Below are 16,224 nucleotides of genomic sequence, written 5' to 3' on the forward strand. Positions count from 1 at the left end.
ATAGTTAGTGACATCATTGTACCAAAAAACCATGATTAGTCAATCCCCGTTTGAAGACAGGATACAGATTGTATTTCGCTGGAATCCTTCCACGACCACTCTCCACCAATTCTACGACTACACGATCAAATACTGCACGAAGTATTTGATTCCGATCCGACTTATCCTCCGCATTCTTGTATGCTTCCAATACGGTGTTTAAGTTTTGTTTTACAACGTCAACATCGATAGCAGATCCAGTGGCTTGGCTGCTTTGCTTTTTATGCTGCTCAACTAGCTCGGCTAGTTCCTTATACCCCTTGTCAATTTCAGCTTTCCGCTCGTCAAACATTTCGTCTGAATATCGGCCAGATTCGTATTTTTCGTAAATAAAGTTCATACGAGCTTTGAGTTCCTTCATGCGTGATTCAACATATCCTTCGATATCATTGATTGGAAGCGATTGTGAATCATCTTTCTCCAACACGGCCAGTAGTTCATTATGCATCTTTTCTGCTGAAAGATCGCTGAAATAACGAATTACATTCAACAAATCCTCTTCAACCGAGCGATATTTCACAAAAGTGCATCCAGGACGTGAGCACCATAAGAACTCCTTGTGGTACTGCGTGACTTCCCCTGACTGTTTTTTGTAATTCTGAACGCTGTACTGTCGGATCATTCTCCCGCCGCACTTATAGCAAACGCATAAGCCAGCTAATTCACACGGAGTAAAATCCATTCTTGTCCGCGGCTTATGAGCACTGTCGTTAATTTTGGCCTGTGCTTTCTCCCATGTCTCCTGATCGATGATTCGCGGCATAGCATCATGTACAATAATGTGCTCGTCTTCTGGTCGTTCCTCAACCTTTCCGTTAACCCGTTTAGTGGTACGGAACTTCAGTATGCCGATGAATCTCTCATTTTGAAGGATTCCTCTTAAATAGTTTGGATGCCAGTTCTTTTTTCCTTTTGGTGTCCGGATAACTGTATGACGAGATAAATAGGTCGCAAGGGCTCGGAAGCTGACATCTCTTCTCTTTCCGTTCTCCCCATCAGGAACCCCATTAACGTAAAAATCGAAAATTGCCCGAATTTGTTCTGCTTGACCCTCGTTGATCTCTAGCTTCTTTGTGTCAGGATTGTAGTCATAACCAAACGGAGCTTCCCCGGCAACCCATTTACCTTCCATCGCCCGGTTAACCCGACCTCCCATTAAACGTTCACGAGTTGTCTCGAATTCTTCCCGGGACATGAATAATTCGAATCGGATTTGTCTCAGGTCAGCTGGGTTATTGGGGTCGAAAATCTTATATGGAGTAATGATGAAGATTCTCTTTTCGGTTATAAGGTCATATATGACGCCCATGTCTGTATACGATCCCCGCCCTAAACGGGAAATCTCTTTAACTGCAACTGCTTGGTATTTTCCGGCCTGCAGATCCCTAATAACCCCTTGGAAGACAGGGCGTGTGGAAATCTTATCCCCAGATCCGACTTCAGGCCGTTGATCATAAGGAATGCCCAGCGGCTCGAGAACACGATCCATTAGTTCCTTTTGCGCTTGAAGTACATCCTCTCCGGTACGCCGTTCCATTTCTTCATCCGCTCGTGATCTACGGAGATAATTAATTATGTTCTCTATTCCGAGATCCAATAAATCCTTTGCTCGTAAAGCCATATAACGAGTGCCCCATTTCTTTTGGTTTTATCAGTTCAAATTTGATTATAACCAAACCAAAAGCGTTGCGCAAAATGAATCACCGAAAGATGGCAGTAAAAGAAAAGTAAAAAGTTAGTAAAAAATACGAAGTCGCGGCGAAGCCACTAGGTTTTTAACGTGATATATTGGTATCATAGGAAATCGAGAAGAGGACACCACAGGGGCGTGAACGCCCTGGTGATCGGGTCGGCCGCTGCCGGCCTTTTTTATATGGGAGTGGTGCAAACATCCCTTCCGCTTTCCTAATACGGGTGAGGGATACCGAGATACCTACACGGCACGGTCTCGGTATCCCATATAAAAAAGGAACCCATAGGGCTCCTTGTTATCGTGCTCTTACTTTATCTAACTCGTCCTCAAAAGCATTAACGAACGGTGTTAGCTCGGGCGATTTTTTGAATTGTATCTCATGATCAGGAAATACAAGCTTGGCGGAATAACAGCTTCCGTTATCTAAATTGTAACCTATGTCAATTTCAGTAACGCTCTTGATAGGATACTTAAAGAGCTCGTTCTCATTGTTATCTAGGGCCAGAATATACCCGTTATCGGATATGGCGTACTTTACATTATCTTGGTCAATCGTTGCTTTAATGGTCATGGCATAACATCTCCTATCAATCCAAGTATTTATTAATCACGATTATATCACTCGTACTTAAATTAGTATGATTCTCACGTTGTAATTCTAAAAAGTTATTATTATGAAAACATATATTCGAAAGGGGAATGAAAAGAAATGAATGAACAAATCGAGAACAATTTCAGCTATCACGCACCGAAGCCGGGACAACCTGAGATTTACCAGGAGATCCGCGAGAAGGCAAAGGAGCTGGCGTACCTGATCGATAAACTGGCTCCGAATAGCCGGGAGAAGTCGCTCGCAATGACTAGCCTTGAGCAATCGGTATTTTGGGCCAACGCTGCAATAGCAAGGAACTGAATTTACCGCTTATGCAGGAAACCACCTGATTACGGTCGAAAAATTGTTGTTGGAGGTGGTGGAGTGTGACCCATAATTGCCAACCAATGCAGGATGTAATAGCCAGGCATAGGGAGTTTCAAATCGATTTGCGTGTTGATATCGACTTTGATAAAGACATCAGAGAATTCGTATTACGGAAATATGAATATGACTTACGAACGGGCGAATTCATTTCGATTAATGTGATCGATTATGTTCGTATTTGCCCATACTGCGGAGATCGCTTCGACTCAGAAGGTAACTAAAAATTGAATTTACAAGACTTACCGCCTCTCATGAAACATACCAAACGGTATAATCGATTGAGAGGTGTTGTTATGCTGCTGCGGTCGCCGGCGTTCGTTGAGTTTGTAATATAAAAAGAGCACCCTTTAGGGTGCCATGAGGTTTATTTCTTATCTTTTGGTGGATTCGGGTCATTCCCGTAGCTATTAGAGTTGGCTATCTTTCCGTCTTTGTTATGGATTCTATGCTCGGTACCATCTTTCTTAGCTTTTTCTCTTCCTTTTCTTTGGGCTTCCGCCTTTGTGTCAGCTCGACTGACTATTTTTCCACCTTGCTTATTGTTCCATCCACCATCTGGATTAGGCACGGTGTGGACGGGTGGTTTTTTATCTGGCATGTCTTCACCTCCATTCGAACTACAACTTTCGATGCAATGGTAGGTATTTCCTTCCCAGTTGTCGAAGTCTAATGTCGAGGGAGGTGAAATATCGATGAAAATTGAAAAATTAGCGTTTGCAATTTTGAAGGAGATTGAGAAGGGGAACCAAGCGTACGATGAAGAAACGTTTGGTGTTTCCGTAGAAGAGTTCTCAGATGCATTTAGGTATGTTGTAAGCAATAACTTGGCAAAGAACGTTCTGTTCGCTGATGATCGCGCTTATGTTTATACAACAGCATCACTTACCCCTGAAGGAATAGCATACATCAAAGAAAACTCTACATGGAATAAAGCATACTCAGTAGCAAAGGAAATCAGAGAATGGATCAAGCTCTAAGCACCCACCCAGGGTGCTTTTTCTTTTACATAAAAAACGCAGGAAGGAGGTGAATCGAGTGATCAGAAATCAATCCATATACATCGGTCCGACTTACAAAGGACTCATTCAGCATCAGGTGTTTCACAATGGCATTCCAGAGAATGTGTACAGGCTGCTGCAGGAGGTTGGTCCGGTGCAGAGGCTTCTCATCCCCGTTCACCTTCTGCCCTATATCAGAAAACGATCCCAGATCCAAGGGACTCAAGAAAACATAGCGATTAATGAATTAATGACCGGAGAGGTCGAGACTAATGAAAAAGGAGTGAAGAATGTTTTGAGCAGCTCATATTTTGATACGCCAGTGCCAACGAAACACATAAACAGTGACGGCCGAATTGTTAACCCTGCAGACAGCTACGATCCGGAGGACGGTGCCCAGAAAGTAAAGATCAAGGTGAGCGCCCTGGATGTCACACTCCAGAATGCCGCCTCAGCTGCCGGCAACGGAACGCCGTTCTCACCGAATGACGGCAACTACACGCTCACCTTTGAAATCACTGGCACCAGCACCAGTCGGACGGTCATGTTCGAGCTGGCCGGGCCGAGCGGTCAATATATGCCTGTAACGTCCTTCAGCGTAACCGATCCGACCAAGTTCGGACAGCAGACCTCGAGTGGCAGCGACACTGCGCCGGAGAGCTGGCAAGTCGTTGTGCCGGCAGGGTATTCCTTCCGGGCTCGGATCGGGGCGGTATCCGGCGGGAATGTAACGATTAAAGGGAAGGCGGTAGGTTGATTTGGATCACGGGAGAGTTGCATTATCAGTAGCAGCGTCCGTTTCGAAGAAAGTTGCGAAAGCTGAGGCGGCGGTGCCTTTTATAAATACAATTGTGGACGTTAACATACCGTACAAAGCTGTAAATGCTGCAGCACCTTTAGCTGTTCCGACATCGGCGGAGGGTGGTCAACAACCTACTCATCCGAGTGTGGTTTTCTTCCAAGAACCTTGGCGGGGTTGGCGTTACTGGATGGCTCATACACCGTTCCCTTTCGGTTCAGGAGACGAAGAAAACCCTCATATCGTGGTATCTCAGGACGGAATTACATGGGTAGAGCCAGAAGGTATCGTGAATCCAATATTCCCGCAGCCGGCTCGAGGATTCTATTCTGACGTTGATTTGGTATACCATCCAGGCGAAGACCGTTTGTACCTGTTCTGGAGATACGTTGAAGCGTCCTGGACCGTGGAGAATATTCTAGTGTCCACTTCGGACGATGGCGTAAACTGGACACCGAAACGCGAAACACTGGTGGATGCCAAGTGGATGCTGTCCCCCTCTCTTGTCTATGATGGGGAGACCTGGCATATGTGGTATGCAGGCGCTGCGGATATCAAAAAGCCGGTCCAAGATCAGGCGGTAACAGTTAAGTATCGTTCCTCACAGTCTCCATATGGCCCATGGAGTGAGCCCGTTGACACGAACATGTCCGGAAAGTTCTTACGGAATAATGATGTTGGAGTATGGCATCTGGACGTCAATAAGTACGACGGAATTTACTATATGTTGATTATGTCGGATAACAGTGACTTGTACCTGGCTACCAGTGCGGACGGACTCCAATGGTCGTATAACAAAATGAACCCGATCCTTAGAAAATCCGGAGTGGGTAGTGGTAAATTCGATTCATCGAAAATTTACCGATCCAGCGGCTGGCTGGTGAGAGAAGGAAGTGGTTATCGATATAAGATTTGGTACGGGGCTACGGACGATAACAACAGCTGGAAGATCGGGTATACGGAGCTCCCACTAGGAAGCTCTTCTGTTATGCGTCCAAGAAAAAAAAGCGAGCCTGCACTTAGGATAGAAGGGCGATCCGATCAGGAAGGTCCAGTGCTTGAAATTGAAGCCCTGAAAGGTGCCCAGAAGGCCTTTGTGCTGACCTTAAACGGAAAAGAGTACCTGGTATACGAGCTGGGCAAAGGAATCCAACTTCCGAATGAAAACGATCATGTATTGGTGGGAAGTGAAACCGGGGCTAAAGGTCGTCTTGTCGCTAACGCCGGTGTTGTATATCTCCAAGCCGGAAAGTCTTCGGCCGATGTTGAAGCTATCGTTCGGATTGCCAGGTATCTCTCCACTGCAAACATTAAGTCGTTCGAGGTTTTTGCAGATACCTCTCTTTTCAAGGGTGACGTCGAACTCGATAATTCGGCAAAGGGAGTTATTCTGAAATCTCCGGATGGGTCAAGATGGCGTGTGAAGGTTGGGGACGATGGTGCTTTATCAACGACGAAATTATGATCACCTAGATGGCAACCCATCGCATTAATAAATCAGGCAAGAGGGCCCCGCCATTCACCCGGATCGACAACAGCATGCTGCAGGATGCCCGCTTAAGCTTCAAGGCCCGCGGCCTGCTCTCCTACATGCTCTCCAAGCCGGATGGGTTCAAGTTCTATCTGGACGAGATGACCAAGCACACGACCGACGGCAAGGACTCCATCCGGGCCGGCCTCAAAGAGCTCGAAAAGCTCGGGTATGTCCGGAGATATGCGGTCAAGGATCAGCGAGGGAAAATCTTATCCTGGGAACTCGATATTTACGAAAGCCCGTCATTACGTCCAGAATCGGGTTTTCCAGATGTGGAAAATCCAACGCTATTAACGAATGATAATATACTAACGAATGATAAAAGATTAAATAAATACATCGCTTTTAATAGCAATGGAAATTCATTCGTTGAAACCTATCTGAAATACTTCAGGATAAAGAAGAACAAACATCATATGAGGGTAACTGAAGAGCAGCATCGAATGATCCATGACCAGATCGAGGAGATCCAATCATACGGAATAACGATTGAAGAATGGGAAGCTGAGGTCAAAGATCATTTCGAGAAGCTGCCGAAGAGCAACAACGGGAATATCATTGCATTCCTGCATGCTGCTCCGAGGAGGTTCGATGTTGTTCTCTAACGGGAAAAACCCCCCAATCATCATGGGAGGCTCTCCTTGCCAGGCTGTGGCTGAGTCTGAGGTACAGTTGTCATTTGAATTTTAAGAGATCCAAAGGATCCATTGAAATTCGGATGTAAGTTCTTATGTATGGCATAAATGAAACTGCCAAAGAAACATACACACAGCATAAGGACTACGGCTAGAAAGTATAAGGGCTTGATATTCATAATGCGGGTCTCCTTTTCGCTTAGCGCACTTATCCCACCCAAGCTAAAATTTGTTTCCCCCACACTGCGAAAAAGGAGAAGAATTGTGGTATCACCCGATTCATAAAGTCTTGCACATGTAAACCAAGTTGTACCTTTAACATATCTAGCCGATGCCCTAGATTTTACCATGTGCCTCGATCTTCAACAAGATAAATATAGACACGTCACTAGAGCGATTCCAAGGGGGCATACAGGCGTTTTGTTTGTCGGACTTCTAGATAGTGGCGGAGGGGACCTGAAAGGCTGAGAGGGCCGAAATTTTCGGTCACGGGTCCTTCTGGGGTCTCGGAATGAGTGCGGGTGCGGACGACCCCGAATTTCGTTCAGTTTTATTTTCAAAATTTTACTTTCGCTTTCGCTTGGCAGGTAGCCGACCAGAGGCGTTTTTGATTTTTGCTTCGAATAATGCATGAAAATTTCGAAACAGTTGATTTTATCGAAAATACGAAAGTGAGGTGGGGAAATTGGCGAAGTCTAAAGCGAAAGCAGAACCTCTGCAGGATAGAGAGGTCATCACCTCGGAATTGGCTGCGATCGTAGGGAGAACTCCCCAATGGATTCGTCAATTGACCCGGGATGGTGTGTTGCGGCAGATCAGTCGAGGGAAATACAAACTCGGCGAATCAGTCCAGGCCTACTGCGAGCATGTTTCTGGTGGGAAAGAAGAAGATTCGAAGCCGCGGCTGATCGATTATAAGACCGAGCATGAAAAAACCAAGGCAGAGAGGGCCGCGCTTGAGCTGGAGCAGTTAAAGGGGAACCTGCATGCGGCGGCGGACGTCGAGCTGCTGCTGTCGGACTTGATCCTGACGACAAAATCCCGGCTGCTCGCCGTTCCAAGTCGGATCGCTACAGAATGTGAGAACGAATCGGCCGAATTTGTGGAATCCACGGTTCGAAGGGAGATCGAAACGGCGCTGGCTACACTTGCGAGGTACACCCCAGACAAGATTGGGGGCGATCTAAGCCATGAAAACAGCAGTGATTGACCCGTGTCCGGTCTGCGTTGCTCAAAAAACCCGTGACTTATTTGCCCGCGCATGCCGGCAATGGGAGCCGAGACGACGTCTAACCGTCTCGCAGTGGGCCGATGAGAACCGAGTTTTGACGACGGACAGCAGCTCGGAGCCAGGTCCATGGAGGACAGCACGAGCGGAATACCAGCGAGAGATCATGGATTCCATCGAAAACTGGGAGGAAATCGTCATTATGGCGTCGGCCCAGGTGGGTAAAACCGAATTCCTGCTGAATGTGACCGGCTCATACATCGATCAAGAGCCCTGTCCGATAATGCACGTGCTGCCAAAGGATGATCTGGTCGAGGCCTATTCAAAAAAACGGCTGACCCCCATGATTAAAAACAGTCCTGCACTAATGGCTAAGGTCGGAGTATCCAAGTCGCGAGACAGCAGTAATACAATCAGCGAGAAGTCCTTCCCGGGCGGGTACGTGACGATTGTCGGCGCCAATGCACCGGACAACCTGTCTTCTCGCCCCATCCAGATTCTTCTTTGTGACGAGGTTGATCGTTTCCCGGTTTCCTCCGGGAATGAGGGTGATCCGATAGCGCTGGCTACGGCCAGGACGAAGACGTTCAATCACAAGCGCCGACATTTATTCGTTTCGACACCGGTAGACAAAGAGACGTCACGTATCAACCAGCTTTACGAGGATAGCACGATGGAACAGTGGTGCCTGCCCTGCCCGCATTGCGGTGAGCTTCAACCACTCCAATTCAAGAATGGGAAGGATGGCGGGATCGTATTTGATCACTATGTCTCGGAGTCCGGTGAGATCGTAGTAACTAAGGCTGAGCATCGCTGCGCGTATTGCGGCATGCTCGGTGCAGAAAAGGATTGGAAGCGCGGGGAAGGGGCTTGGGTCGCTCGCAAGAAGCACTCCACACGACGCGGTTTCCATATCAATCAGCTTTCGAGCCCGTGGTCAGATTGGCGGGAAATCTCGAAGGCTTTTTTAGTCGCCAAACGTGAAGGTGTCGACAAACTCAAGGTTTTCGTAAACACCGTCTTGGGCGAACCATGGGAGACAAAGGTCAAGGGCGTTGATGAAAAGACGCTAGCAGCGCGCCGGGAGCGTTATGAATACGAGGTTCCCGAAGGGGTCAAGATTCTCACTGCAGCGATCGATACACAGGACGACCGATTTGAAGTTGAAGTTATCGGGTGGGGTGCTGGGAAAGAGTCATGGAGGATCGAATACCATCGCATTTACGGCGATTTAGATAGGGAAGAGGTGTGGGAACGGCTCGACGAATTCCTTTGCCGATCCTGGATAGGGCCAAACGGCAGGGAATTCCGAATCGTCGGGGCTTTCATGGACTCAGGCGGTCACTACACCAAAGAGGTCTATGCGTTCACTAAAGCACGAAATTATCGGAATATCTATGCTATCAAAGGTGTGGGTAAGACGGCTAAAACGGCTCACGATATCCCATTTATCGCTGGCCACAGCAAAACGCAGATCGAGAAAGCAGTATTGATCAAGCTCGGCGTAGATGATGGCAAGGTAAAGGTCTTCGATTCGCTGAAAGTCGAGAAACCAGGCCCTCTATATTGTCACTTCCCTGGTGAGGATAAGGGCTACACCGAGGAATATTTCCTTGGTTTGACTTCCGAAACGCAGAAGATTGTTACCCAAGAAGGCGTCAAGTACAAAACTTGGGTCAAGATTAGGGACCGCAATGAGCCTTTCGACTTGGCTGTTTATAATAGAGCGGTCCTCGAAATGCTTAGACCGAATCTCTCCTTGCCAGTTGAACGACAACCCAATGGACCTAAGGTTACTCCTGGTGGAATGACTCAGATTCAAAGGGCAAGGAGATCGAAGAAAAAGAACGTTTCAAGCAGTATTTAGACCCACTGAAAGGAGGTGAGTAAGGGAAAATGCCGAGAATATCCTATGAAGAAGCCAAAGAGAAATATAGGTTGTGGAATGATGCAGAGGATGCCATAGCAACAGGTAAAGCTTATAGCATTGCGGGCAGGTCTTTGACTCGAGCAGACATGGAAACTGTTCAAATGATGAAAAGGAAATATGGCCGCATCGTCGACGCCTATGAAAATGGCGGGAAACGGCGTTCCAGAACGTCGGGATTTTACCCTGTTGACCGATGAACATCATTGATAAGGCTCTTAACGTATTCGCTCCTGGGATTGCTGCTAAGCGCGAGCAGGCCAGGACGGAAGTTGTAAGACAACAAGCGGTACGGAAGGTTACCAATAGCTTGATCGGAAGGGCTGGAAGCAACGGGCGGGGTTACGGTAAGCATGGAGCAAGTACAACCAAGTCGTCCATGCTGTTCTGGCAAACCCCTGTCGGTGATGCTGACACAGACATCCATCAGAACGTCCCCAAGCTGCGCGAGAGGGCGCGGGACCTGCACATGGGTTCAGATATCGTCGCCGCAGCTCACAAAGGTTTACGGACCAACATTGTAGGTACCGGATTACGACTGAACCCGGCCTTTGATGCTGATTACCTGGGGCTCACAAAGGAACAAGCGGAAAAGCTTCGCAGTTCCATTCAGCGGGAATGGGCACTATGGGCAGAAACAACCAAGTGCGACGCTGCCGGCCTTAACGACTTCTATGAGCTGCAAGGACTGGCCTTCATCTCAACGCTTATGAGCGGTGACGTCTTTGCGTTGTTGCCGAGCAAACCCCGCCCCTGGTCCGTGTATGACCTGAAGGTGAATCTGATCGAGGCCGATCGATGCGCGACTCCTCCAGATAAGGTCAACGTTGATAGGGAACGTATTCAATCCGGGGTCGAGGTTGACGCAGACGGGATGGTAGTTGCCTATCACTTCAGCAACCGACACCCTGGAGCTGGAGGTTATAGTCTGAGCGGGGCGAACGAATGGGTTCGTGTTGAAAAATACGGAAAGCGCACCGGTAGGGTGAACGTGCTTCATTTGTTTGAGGCAGAAAGGCCCGGACAACGACGAGGCATTCCGGTAATCGCTCCAATCATTGAATCCCTGAAGCAGCTCAGTCAGTACACGAATGCCGAGCTTGCTGCCGCTGTGATTACGTCCATGTACACAGTCTTTATCACAACCCCCGCCGATGATGAGGGGGGAGCCCCATTTGAAGGCGTTGGAATGGATGATGAGGATCTGGACGGTACTGAAATTGCGCCTGGCGCTACTGGTGACGAGATAAAACTCGGCCAGGGCGCTATCATGCGGACGGATCCGGGGGAAGATGTTAAATTTGCCGATCCGACAAGGCCGAATCCCAACTATGAGGCGTTTGTCCGTGCCATGCTTAAGCAGATGGCCGCAGCCCTCGAGCTTCCATACGAGATTCTGACCAAACAATTCACAAGCTCGTATTCTGCTTCTCGCGGCGCCTTGCTTGAAGCATGGAAGATGTACCGCATGCGCCGCGCTTGGTTATCTAAAACGTTTTGCCAACCGATCTATGAGGAATGGTTTGTAGAGGCGGTATCCAAAGGAAGAATTGACGCACCCGGCATCTTTGATGATCCGGCTATTTTTGCTGCCTACACAAAGGCTGAATGGCACGGACCATCACAGGGATTGCTTGACCCAACCAAAGAGGTACAAGCTGCCGTCATGCGGATTGACAACAATCTTTCCACTGGAACACGCGAAACAGCCGAAATCAACGGTGGATCGTGGGAGGATAATGTTCAGCAGCGCGCATATGAGCAAACCCGCCTGAAAAAATTGGGACTTGTGCCAGCTGCTTCGACACCAGTGACTTTGTCGGAGCCATCGGATGAGGGAGATGAAGACAACGATGACGAGGAAGGGGGTGAACAAAACTAATGCCGAAACGAATTAACCTATATGGAACCATCGTCGCGAATGATGATGCTTGGTTTTATGAATGGTTTGAAATGGATCACGTTACACCACGCATGATCTCCGACCAGCTAACTCAAGCGAATGGTGAGGATGTTGAATTGTACATTAATTCTCCAGGTGGAGACGCGTGGGTAGGGTCCGAGATTTACACGGCTCTTCGCGAGTATCCTGGAAACGTCACCGCAAAGGTGGTTTCTATCGCCGCAAGTGCGGCATCAGTGGCCATGTGCGGAGCGACGAAGGTCATGATTTCCCCAACAGCACAAATTATGGTACATCGTTCTGCTACGAGTGCTTGGGGGAACAAAAACACCTTTGATCAGAAAACTCAAATGCTCGATAGTGTTGACGAAGGGATGGTTAACGCCTACCAGCACAAGACTGGGAAAAGTCGTGAGGAGATACTCGCTTGGATGGACGGCGAAACCTTCTTGAATGCTCAGCAGGCAATTGAAAATGGATTCGCCGATGAAATCATGTTCAATCAAGTGGAAAAGGTAGCCGCGTCTGCTGCTGCCCCGTTATTTTCTAGTGAGGTTTTGAACAAGATCAAGTCCAAACTGATCCGTGAAAATATTTTACCTGGTGCGGCTCCTGCTGCATCAATCAGGTCGCAAAACCCTGCCTCTAAGGCAGGAAATGAAAAAAAGGAGGAGACAAAGACGATGAATATGACTGAATTTAAAGAACAACACCCTGATTTGTTTGCACAGGTGACAAGTGAAGTACAGACAGCCGAACGTACACGTATTGCAGAACTGCAAGCATACGCCTCGGCTCCGGGTGCAGCCCAATTTATTAACGAGGCCATCACTAACGGCGAAACCGTACAGGACGTTGCGATGAAGGTTTTTGAAGCCTCAATGAAACGCGCGAGTCAAGAAGCTGAGAATCGCAAACTTGATGCTAAGGAAAGCGGCGTCGATAACGTGACGTCCATCGAGGCTAAAACGCCAGACGCGGTCAAGGAAGAGAAGAAGGCCAATACAGTAGCCAGTATGGTTGCTATGGCCCAAAACATGAAAAGAAATGGAGGTCGTTAATAATGGCAGAGTATACAAGCCCATCGTTTGACGAGTTGTTTGCAGGTGGAGTGCAGCCGGAAAGAATGACGGCAATTATCATCCAGTCCGGGTCCGGGGTGGTGACGCGCGGTACTGTATTAGGTCGTGTGAGCCAGCTGCCTGAAGGCGACTTGTATGCGGGCACGCCGATCGTGGCTCCAGTTGATTCCACCAAAACAGATGGTTCTCAAAACCCGTACTGCATTCTCGCGGATTCGATTGTAGATGCTACCACAGGCGATGCCCGCGCTGCGGCATATCTTGACGGTGAATTTAACCGTGATGCCCTCAAGTTTGGCGGAACGGATAAAGTGGCCCAGCATGAGGTTGCAATGCGTAATATCGGCCTTATCACTAAACGAGTAGTTAAATAAAGGAGGAAATATAAATATGCCATCTTACCACGAAATTTTAGAAATCCCGACACTAGTACAGGTTGTCGAAGCATTCCCAAAAGATTCGTATTACTTGACGAATACGTTCGCAAGTGAAGGCGAGACATTTACTACAGACGAAATCGAAATCCAAACTAAGAAGGGTCACCGTCCGCTGGCTCCTTACGTGAATGAGTTGCTTCCAGGTAAGGTTGTGCTGCGCACTGGATTTACATCCAAGACGTACAAACCTGCCTTATTGAAACCGATGCGTGTTATCACGCGTCACGATCTGAAAGTAAAGCAGGCTGGGGAAACACTGCTGAACCCTAAAACCCCGGAACAACGTTATCAGGAGCTGATCGTCAAGGACCTGGCTGAGCTGACAGACACCATCGATCGTCGTAAAGTCCAGCAGCTTTCCGAAATTATGTTTACGGGTAAAACGGAGCAGATCGGTGAGGGTGTAAGTCAAATTCTTGACTGGGGTTTTACTAACATTGAAGTTCTGTCCGGCACAGATTTGTTCTCAAATCCAGATACCGACGTCGTTGGTTATCTAACCGAGAAAGTTCAAGAGGTAATGGAGAAAAGCGGACGCACTATGCGCCGAATCCTTACTACTTTCGAAGTTGCTAAAACAATCGTAAATCACCCAACGTTACAAAAATTGATTGAAGCGAAAAAGGAAACCTTGGACGTGGGCGATCTGAATCAACAAATTTTGCCGGAGGGCGTGGTTTATCATGGATATCTGCGTCAAGCCAACCTGCATATTTGGTCGTACACGAACTCTTACACTGATGAGGCAGGCAACGAAGTAAGCTATATCCCAGCGGGAACACTAGCTTTGCTGCCTGATGGTCAACCGTTCGAATTCTTGTACGGGGCGAACCTAGTCGCTGATGAAAATGGTGAATTTGTATTTGCCGAAGCTAAAATCTACCCGCAAGTATTGAGCGAAATTGAACCGCCAAGCCGTAAACTGCAATTGCTGTCACGGCCAATTTGCGTTCCTGCTAACGTTGATGGCTGGTACGTCGCTAAAGTTCTTTAATCCAAAGGAGGATAAATAATCATGCCATATATCGCAGAATGGAATATACGTCATAACGGTAAGAAAATCGCAATTGGGGAGGAAATCCCTAAGGACATGAAAAAAGAAGATATCGATCGCCTGCTGAAAATTAAGGCGATCAAGGACCCTGAAGCTGAAGCGAAGGCCATCAAAGAAGCTGCTGCAAAGAGGGCAAAGGAAGCAGCGGCTGAATAAGGAGCTGATCCGCTATGAATCTTCGAGATCAAATGGCGAAGGATGTTCAGGCGGTTTTCATGAACTCAAATGAGTTCGCCGAGGTCCACACGGTTACGACTTATACCGACGATGTGAATCAAAAGGGTCGGAAGGATCGGAAACTCGAGATGATCGTCGAAAAGTTCACTTTAGACGGACGCCCGATCCAGAGCGCCGATGGAGTATCTGCTCATAATGTCATTATCCATATCGATCCGAATGTGCTGGCTTATACCCCAAGGGTGGACCAGCATTTTTATTTGGACTTTAATCGATACCGGGTGACAGGCGTATCCAATGACACGGGTATTTTAAAAATCGTGCTCGAGGCAAATGGTAAGCGGCCATGAGTGATTTTATAGAGGTAAGGGACAACTTTCGGGAAGCGAATCGGTCGCTAAGGCAGATGGATAAGGCTGTTCGTCAGGCAGTCTTATCCGCCCTTAACCGGGCCACTCAGCGATCGAAGACGGAGACAGGTCGAAAAGTGCGCGAGAAGTATGTCGTGAAGCAGAAGGAAGTGCTGGAGACCATCAGCATAAGGAAAGCACAGGGGAATATGCTCCAAGCTACATTGACCTCAAAGGGTCGAAATATTCCTCTTGTGCGCTTCTCAGTTGCGCCTAAGCGTCGTCTGAAAAGAGCCCCGGCGTCGATCAAAGCCGCAGTTTATCGAACAGGCACCAAGAAACCTATTCCCAGGGCGTTTATAGCAACAGTCGGTGCTCATACGGGAGTGTTCGAACGTGTCGGTCGGAAGAGGTTGCCGATGCGGGAACTCTATGGACCGGCGGTGCCGTCCATGGTTGGTAATGAAGAGGTCCGGGAGCATGTTCAGGAGGTTTTCGCGGATGAGATGATTAAGCGGCTGCCACATGAGCTCAACCGGACATTAGGGAGGCTGAGAACGTGACGCCTGATATATTGATGGAGCATCTGCAAAAGTACCTGCAGAGCATCACGAAAGGTATGCTACTTGGTCCCCATAAGGTTCAGCCGAACATTTATAAGGTGGATCTGCCGGCCAGAGCGACGCCGGAATACGATGACCAAGAGACGGATATTAAACCGTTGGACACAACGATTCCAGACGAACGGGATGAGCGTTGGCCATTCATCATTATCGCGTTCAGCAGCGCTGAGGATAATGATGAAGGATACCGGACACTTCAAATCGATTTCGTTTTTGGATGCGAGGGAGGAGACCGCGATGCCTTCATGGATGTTTTGCATCTCATGGAGCACGTCAGGATCTCTTTTTTACGTGAAACCTATGATGGATGGCCGGTTCGTAGAACTGGACCGCTCAACATGGGAATCCAAGAAGAACAGGTCGATGATCACTGGATGGGATATATGTCAACCACATGGGAAGCACCATCCATAGTACAGGAGGTATGGAAGCATGGCTACTAAGAAAAATCCGAAGGAAGAAGAGCAGGGGCGCGTCGCTCCTGTATTGACAGAGGAAGATACCGAGTTTAAAGCAGCAGAGACGCCTTCGGTCCCTGAGCAGCTGATCTACATCGGCCCGACTATTCGCAAGAACGGCATCGGCCTGCGTACAAATCAGGTGTTTCTCGGCGGTCGTCCGGCGCATCTTAAGGATTTGTACACAGAATATCCACATATTAAGGCGCTGTTCGTGCCGGTGGATAAGCTCCAGGAATCATTAAAACAAATCAATCAGGCAGGAACGGCGCTGAATACAGCTCTCCTGTCGCTGAAAGGAGTTTGAC

General features: G+C 48.1%; 20 protein-coding genes. 17 read left to right on the forward strand and 3 right to left on the reverse strand.

What is annotated here, in order from left to right:
• Positions 1–13: 13 nt before the first annotated feature.
• Together MKX76_RS29315 and MKX76_RS29320 are read right to left on the reverse strand one after the other, a co-directional pair.
• Complete coding sequence (locus MKX76_RS29315; RefSeq protein ID WP_341035088.1) at positions 14–1,660, reverse strand: recombinase family protein; 1,647 nt, start codon at positions 1,658–1,660, stop codon at positions 14–16.
• A gap of 367 nt (positions 1,661–2,027) precedes the next feature.
• Positions 2,028–2,303, reverse strand: a complete 276-nt coding sequence (locus tag MKX76_RS29320; protein ID WP_341035089.1) for a hypothetical protein — start codon at positions 2,301–2,303, stop codon at positions 2,028–2,030.
• Between the two features lie 138 nt (positions 2,304–2,441).
• On the opposite strand from MKX76_RS29320, the gene MKX76_RS29325 reads away from it, so the two are divergent.
• The gene (locus tag MKX76_RS29325) at positions 2,442–2,645 is read left to right on the forward strand and encodes an Acb2/Tad1 domain-containing protein (RefSeq protein WP_341035090.1); all 204 of its coding nucleotides are present in this window, start codon (positions 2,442–2,444) and stop codon (positions 2,643–2,645) included.
• Positions 2,646–3,075: 430 nt separating this feature from the next.
• Here MKX76_RS29325 and MKX76_RS29330 read toward each other — a convergent pair whose 3' ends face one another.
• On the reverse strand, positions 3,076–3,309 hold the full coding sequence (locus MKX76_RS29330; RefSeq protein ID WP_341035091.1) for a DUF2188 domain-containing protein: 234 nt from the start codon (positions 3,307–3,309) through the stop codon (positions 3,076–3,078).
• A gap of 94 nt (positions 3,310–3,403) precedes the next feature.
• On the opposite strand from MKX76_RS29330, the gene MKX76_RS29335 reads away from it, so the two are divergent.
• The 16 genes from MKX76_RS29335 to MKX76_RS29410 all read left to right on the forward strand — a co-directional run bounded on the left by MKX76_RS29335 (position 3,404) and on the right by MKX76_RS29410 (position 16,223).
• A complete protein-coding gene (locus MKX76_RS29335; RefSeq protein ID WP_341035092.1) occupies positions 3,404–3,688 on the forward strand; it encodes a YjcQ family protein in 285 nt (94 codons plus the stop codon).
• Between the two features lie 58 nt (positions 3,689–3,746).
• Positions 3,747–4,466 carry a hypothetical protein gene (locus MKX76_RS29340; RefSeq protein ID WP_341035093.1) on the forward strand — a complete coding sequence of 240 codons (720 nt, stop codon included), beginning with the start codon at positions 3,747–3,749 and terminating at the stop codon, positions 4,464–4,466.
• Between the two features lies 1 nt (position 4,467).
• Positions 4,468–5,973, forward strand: coding sequence for a hypothetical protein (locus MKX76_RS29345; protein WP_341035094.1), 1,506 nt, complete (start codon positions 4,468–4,470; stop codon positions 5,971–5,973).
• A gap of 8 nt (positions 5,974–5,981) precedes the next feature.
• Positions 5,982–6,647: a hypothetical protein gene (locus MKX76_RS29350; RefSeq protein WP_341035095.1), complete on the forward strand. Its 666-nt coding sequence runs from the start codon at positions 5,982–5,984 to the stop codon at positions 6,645–6,647.
• 715 nt (positions 6,648–7,362) lie between these two features.
• The gene (locus tag MKX76_RS29355; RefSeq protein ID WP_341035096.1) at positions 7,363–7,887 is read left to right on the forward strand and encodes a hypothetical protein; all 525 of its coding nucleotides are present in this window, start codon (positions 7,363–7,365) and stop codon (positions 7,885–7,887) included.
• Positions 7,868–9,772 (forward strand): phage terminase large subunit family protein, encoded by a 1,905-nt coding sequence (locus MKX76_RS29360; RefSeq protein WP_341035097.1) that lies wholly within the window; start codon positions 7,868–7,870, stop codon positions 9,770–9,772. Before MKX76_RS29355 ends, MKX76_RS29360 begins: the two co-directional genes overlap by 20 nt.
• Before the next feature lie 29 nt (positions 9,773–9,801).
• Positions 9,802–10,032, forward strand: coding sequence for a DUF6148 family protein (locus tag MKX76_RS29365; RefSeq protein WP_341035098.1), 231 nt, complete (start codon positions 9,802–9,804; stop codon positions 10,030–10,032).
• Complete coding sequence (locus MKX76_RS29370) at positions 10,029–11,714, forward strand: phage portal protein (RefSeq protein WP_341035099.1); 1,686 nt, start codon at positions 10,029–10,031, stop codon at positions 11,712–11,714. Before MKX76_RS29365 ends, MKX76_RS29370 begins: the two co-directional genes overlap by 4 nt.
• A complete protein-coding gene (locus MKX76_RS29375) occupies positions 11,714–12,796 on the forward strand; it encodes a head maturation protease, ClpP-related (protein WP_341035100.1) in 1,083 nt (360 codons plus the stop codon). Before MKX76_RS29370 ends, MKX76_RS29375 begins: the two co-directional genes overlap by 1 nt.
• A gap of 2 nt (positions 12,797–12,798) precedes the next feature.
• Positions 12,799–13,191 carry a head decoration protein gene (locus tag MKX76_RS29380; protein ID WP_341035102.1) on the forward strand — a complete coding sequence of 131 codons (393 nt, stop codon included), beginning with the start codon at positions 12,799–12,801 and terminating at the stop codon, positions 13,189–13,191.
• A 16-nt stretch (positions 13,192–13,207) separates the two neighbouring features.
• Positions 13,208–14,248, forward strand: a complete 1,041-nt coding sequence (locus MKX76_RS29385) for a major capsid protein (protein ID WP_341035103.1) — start codon at positions 13,208–13,210, stop codon at positions 14,246–14,248.
• Positions 14,249–14,269: 21 nt separating this feature from the next.
• Positions 14,270–14,464 carry a hypothetical protein gene (locus MKX76_RS29390; RefSeq protein WP_341035105.1) on the forward strand — a complete coding sequence of 65 codons (195 nt, stop codon included), beginning with the start codon at positions 14,270–14,272 and terminating at the stop codon, positions 14,462–14,464.
• 14 nt (positions 14,465–14,478) lie between these two features.
• Entirely contained in the window at positions 14,479–14,835 is a 357-nt protein-coding gene (locus tag MKX76_RS29395) for a hypothetical protein (protein WP_341035106.1), read from the forward strand.
• Positions 14,832–15,398: a phage tail protein gene (locus MKX76_RS29400; RefSeq protein WP_341035107.1), complete on the forward strand. Its 567-nt coding sequence runs from the start codon at positions 14,832–14,834 to the stop codon at positions 15,396–15,398. Before MKX76_RS29395 ends, MKX76_RS29400 begins: the two co-directional genes overlap by 4 nt.
• A complete protein-coding gene (locus tag MKX76_RS29405) occupies positions 15,395–15,901 on the forward strand; it encodes a hypothetical protein (RefSeq protein WP_341035108.1) in 507 nt (168 codons plus the stop codon). Before MKX76_RS29400 ends, MKX76_RS29405 begins: the two co-directional genes overlap by 4 nt.
• Positions 15,891–16,223 (forward strand): hypothetical protein, encoded by a 333-nt coding sequence (locus MKX76_RS29410; protein ID WP_341035109.1) that lies wholly within the window; start codon positions 15,891–15,893, stop codon positions 16,221–16,223. Before MKX76_RS29405 ends, MKX76_RS29410 begins: the two co-directional genes overlap by 11 nt.
• Position 16,224 lies beyond the last annotated feature (1 nt).

The sequence above is a fragment of the Paenibacillus sp. FSL R5-0810 genome (genome assembly GCF_038002285.1).
In the GTDB taxonomy this organism is placed as follows: Bacteria; Bacillota; Bacilli; order Paenibacillales; family Paenibacillaceae; genus Paenibacillus_AQ; species Paenibacillus_AQ lactis.

Coding starts and splice junctions, on each gene's coding strand:
- MKX76_RS29395 (WP_341035106.1), top strand. CDS start 14,479: ATGAATCTTCGAGATCAAATGGCGAAGGATGTTCAGGCGGTTTTCATG.
- MKX76_RS29375 (WP_341035100.1), top strand. CDS start 11,714: ATGCCGAAACGAATTAACCTATATGGAACCATCGTCGCGAATGATGAT.
- MKX76_RS29410 (WP_341035109.1), top strand. CDS start 15,891: ATGGCTACTAAGAAAAATCCGAAGGAAGAAGAGCAGGGGCGCGTCGCT.
- MKX76_RS29320 (WP_341035089.1), bottom strand. CDS start 2,303: ATGACCATTAAAGCAACGATTGACCAAGATAATGTAAAGTACGCCATA.
- MKX76_RS29330 (WP_341035091.1), bottom strand. CDS start 3,309: ATGCCAGATAAAAAACCACCCGTCCACACCGTGCCTAATCCAGATGGT.
- MKX76_RS29385 (WP_341035103.1), top strand. CDS start 13,208: ATGCCATCTTACCACGAAATTTTAGAAATCCCGACACTAGTACAGGTT.
- MKX76_RS29365 (WP_341035098.1), top strand. CDS start 9,802: ATGCCGAGAATATCCTATGAAGAAGCCAAAGAGAAATATAGGTTGTGG.
- MKX76_RS29400 (WP_341035107.1), top strand. CDS start 14,832: ATGAGTGATTTTATAGAGGTAAGGGACAACTTTCGGGAAGCGAATCGG.
- MKX76_RS29350 (WP_341035095.1), top strand. CDS start 5,982: ATGGCAACCCATCGCATTAATAAATCAGGCAAGAGGGCCCCGCCATTC.
- MKX76_RS29380 (WP_341035102.1), top strand. CDS start 12,799: ATGGCAGAGTATACAAGCCCATCGTTTGACGAGTTGTTTGCAGGTGGA.
- MKX76_RS29315 (WP_341035088.1), bottom strand. CDS start 1,660: ATGGCTTTACGAGCAAAGGATTTATTGGATCTCGGAATAGAGAACATA.
- MKX76_RS29370 (WP_341035099.1), top strand. CDS start 10,029: ATGAACATCATTGATAAGGCTCTTAACGTATTCGCTCCTGGGATTGCT.
- MKX76_RS29360 (WP_341035097.1), top strand. CDS start 7,868: ATGAAAACAGCAGTGATTGACCCGTGTCCGGTCTGCGTTGCTCAAAAA.
- MKX76_RS29390 (WP_341035105.1), top strand. CDS start 14,270: ATGCCATATATCGCAGAATGGAATATACGTCATAACGGTAAGAAAATC.
- MKX76_RS29325 (WP_341035090.1), top strand. CDS start 2,442: ATGAATGAACAAATCGAGAACAATTTCAGCTATCACGCACCGAAGCCG.
- MKX76_RS29335 (WP_341035092.1), top strand. CDS start 3,404: ATGAAAATTGAAAAATTAGCGTTTGCAATTTTGAAGGAGATTGAGAAG.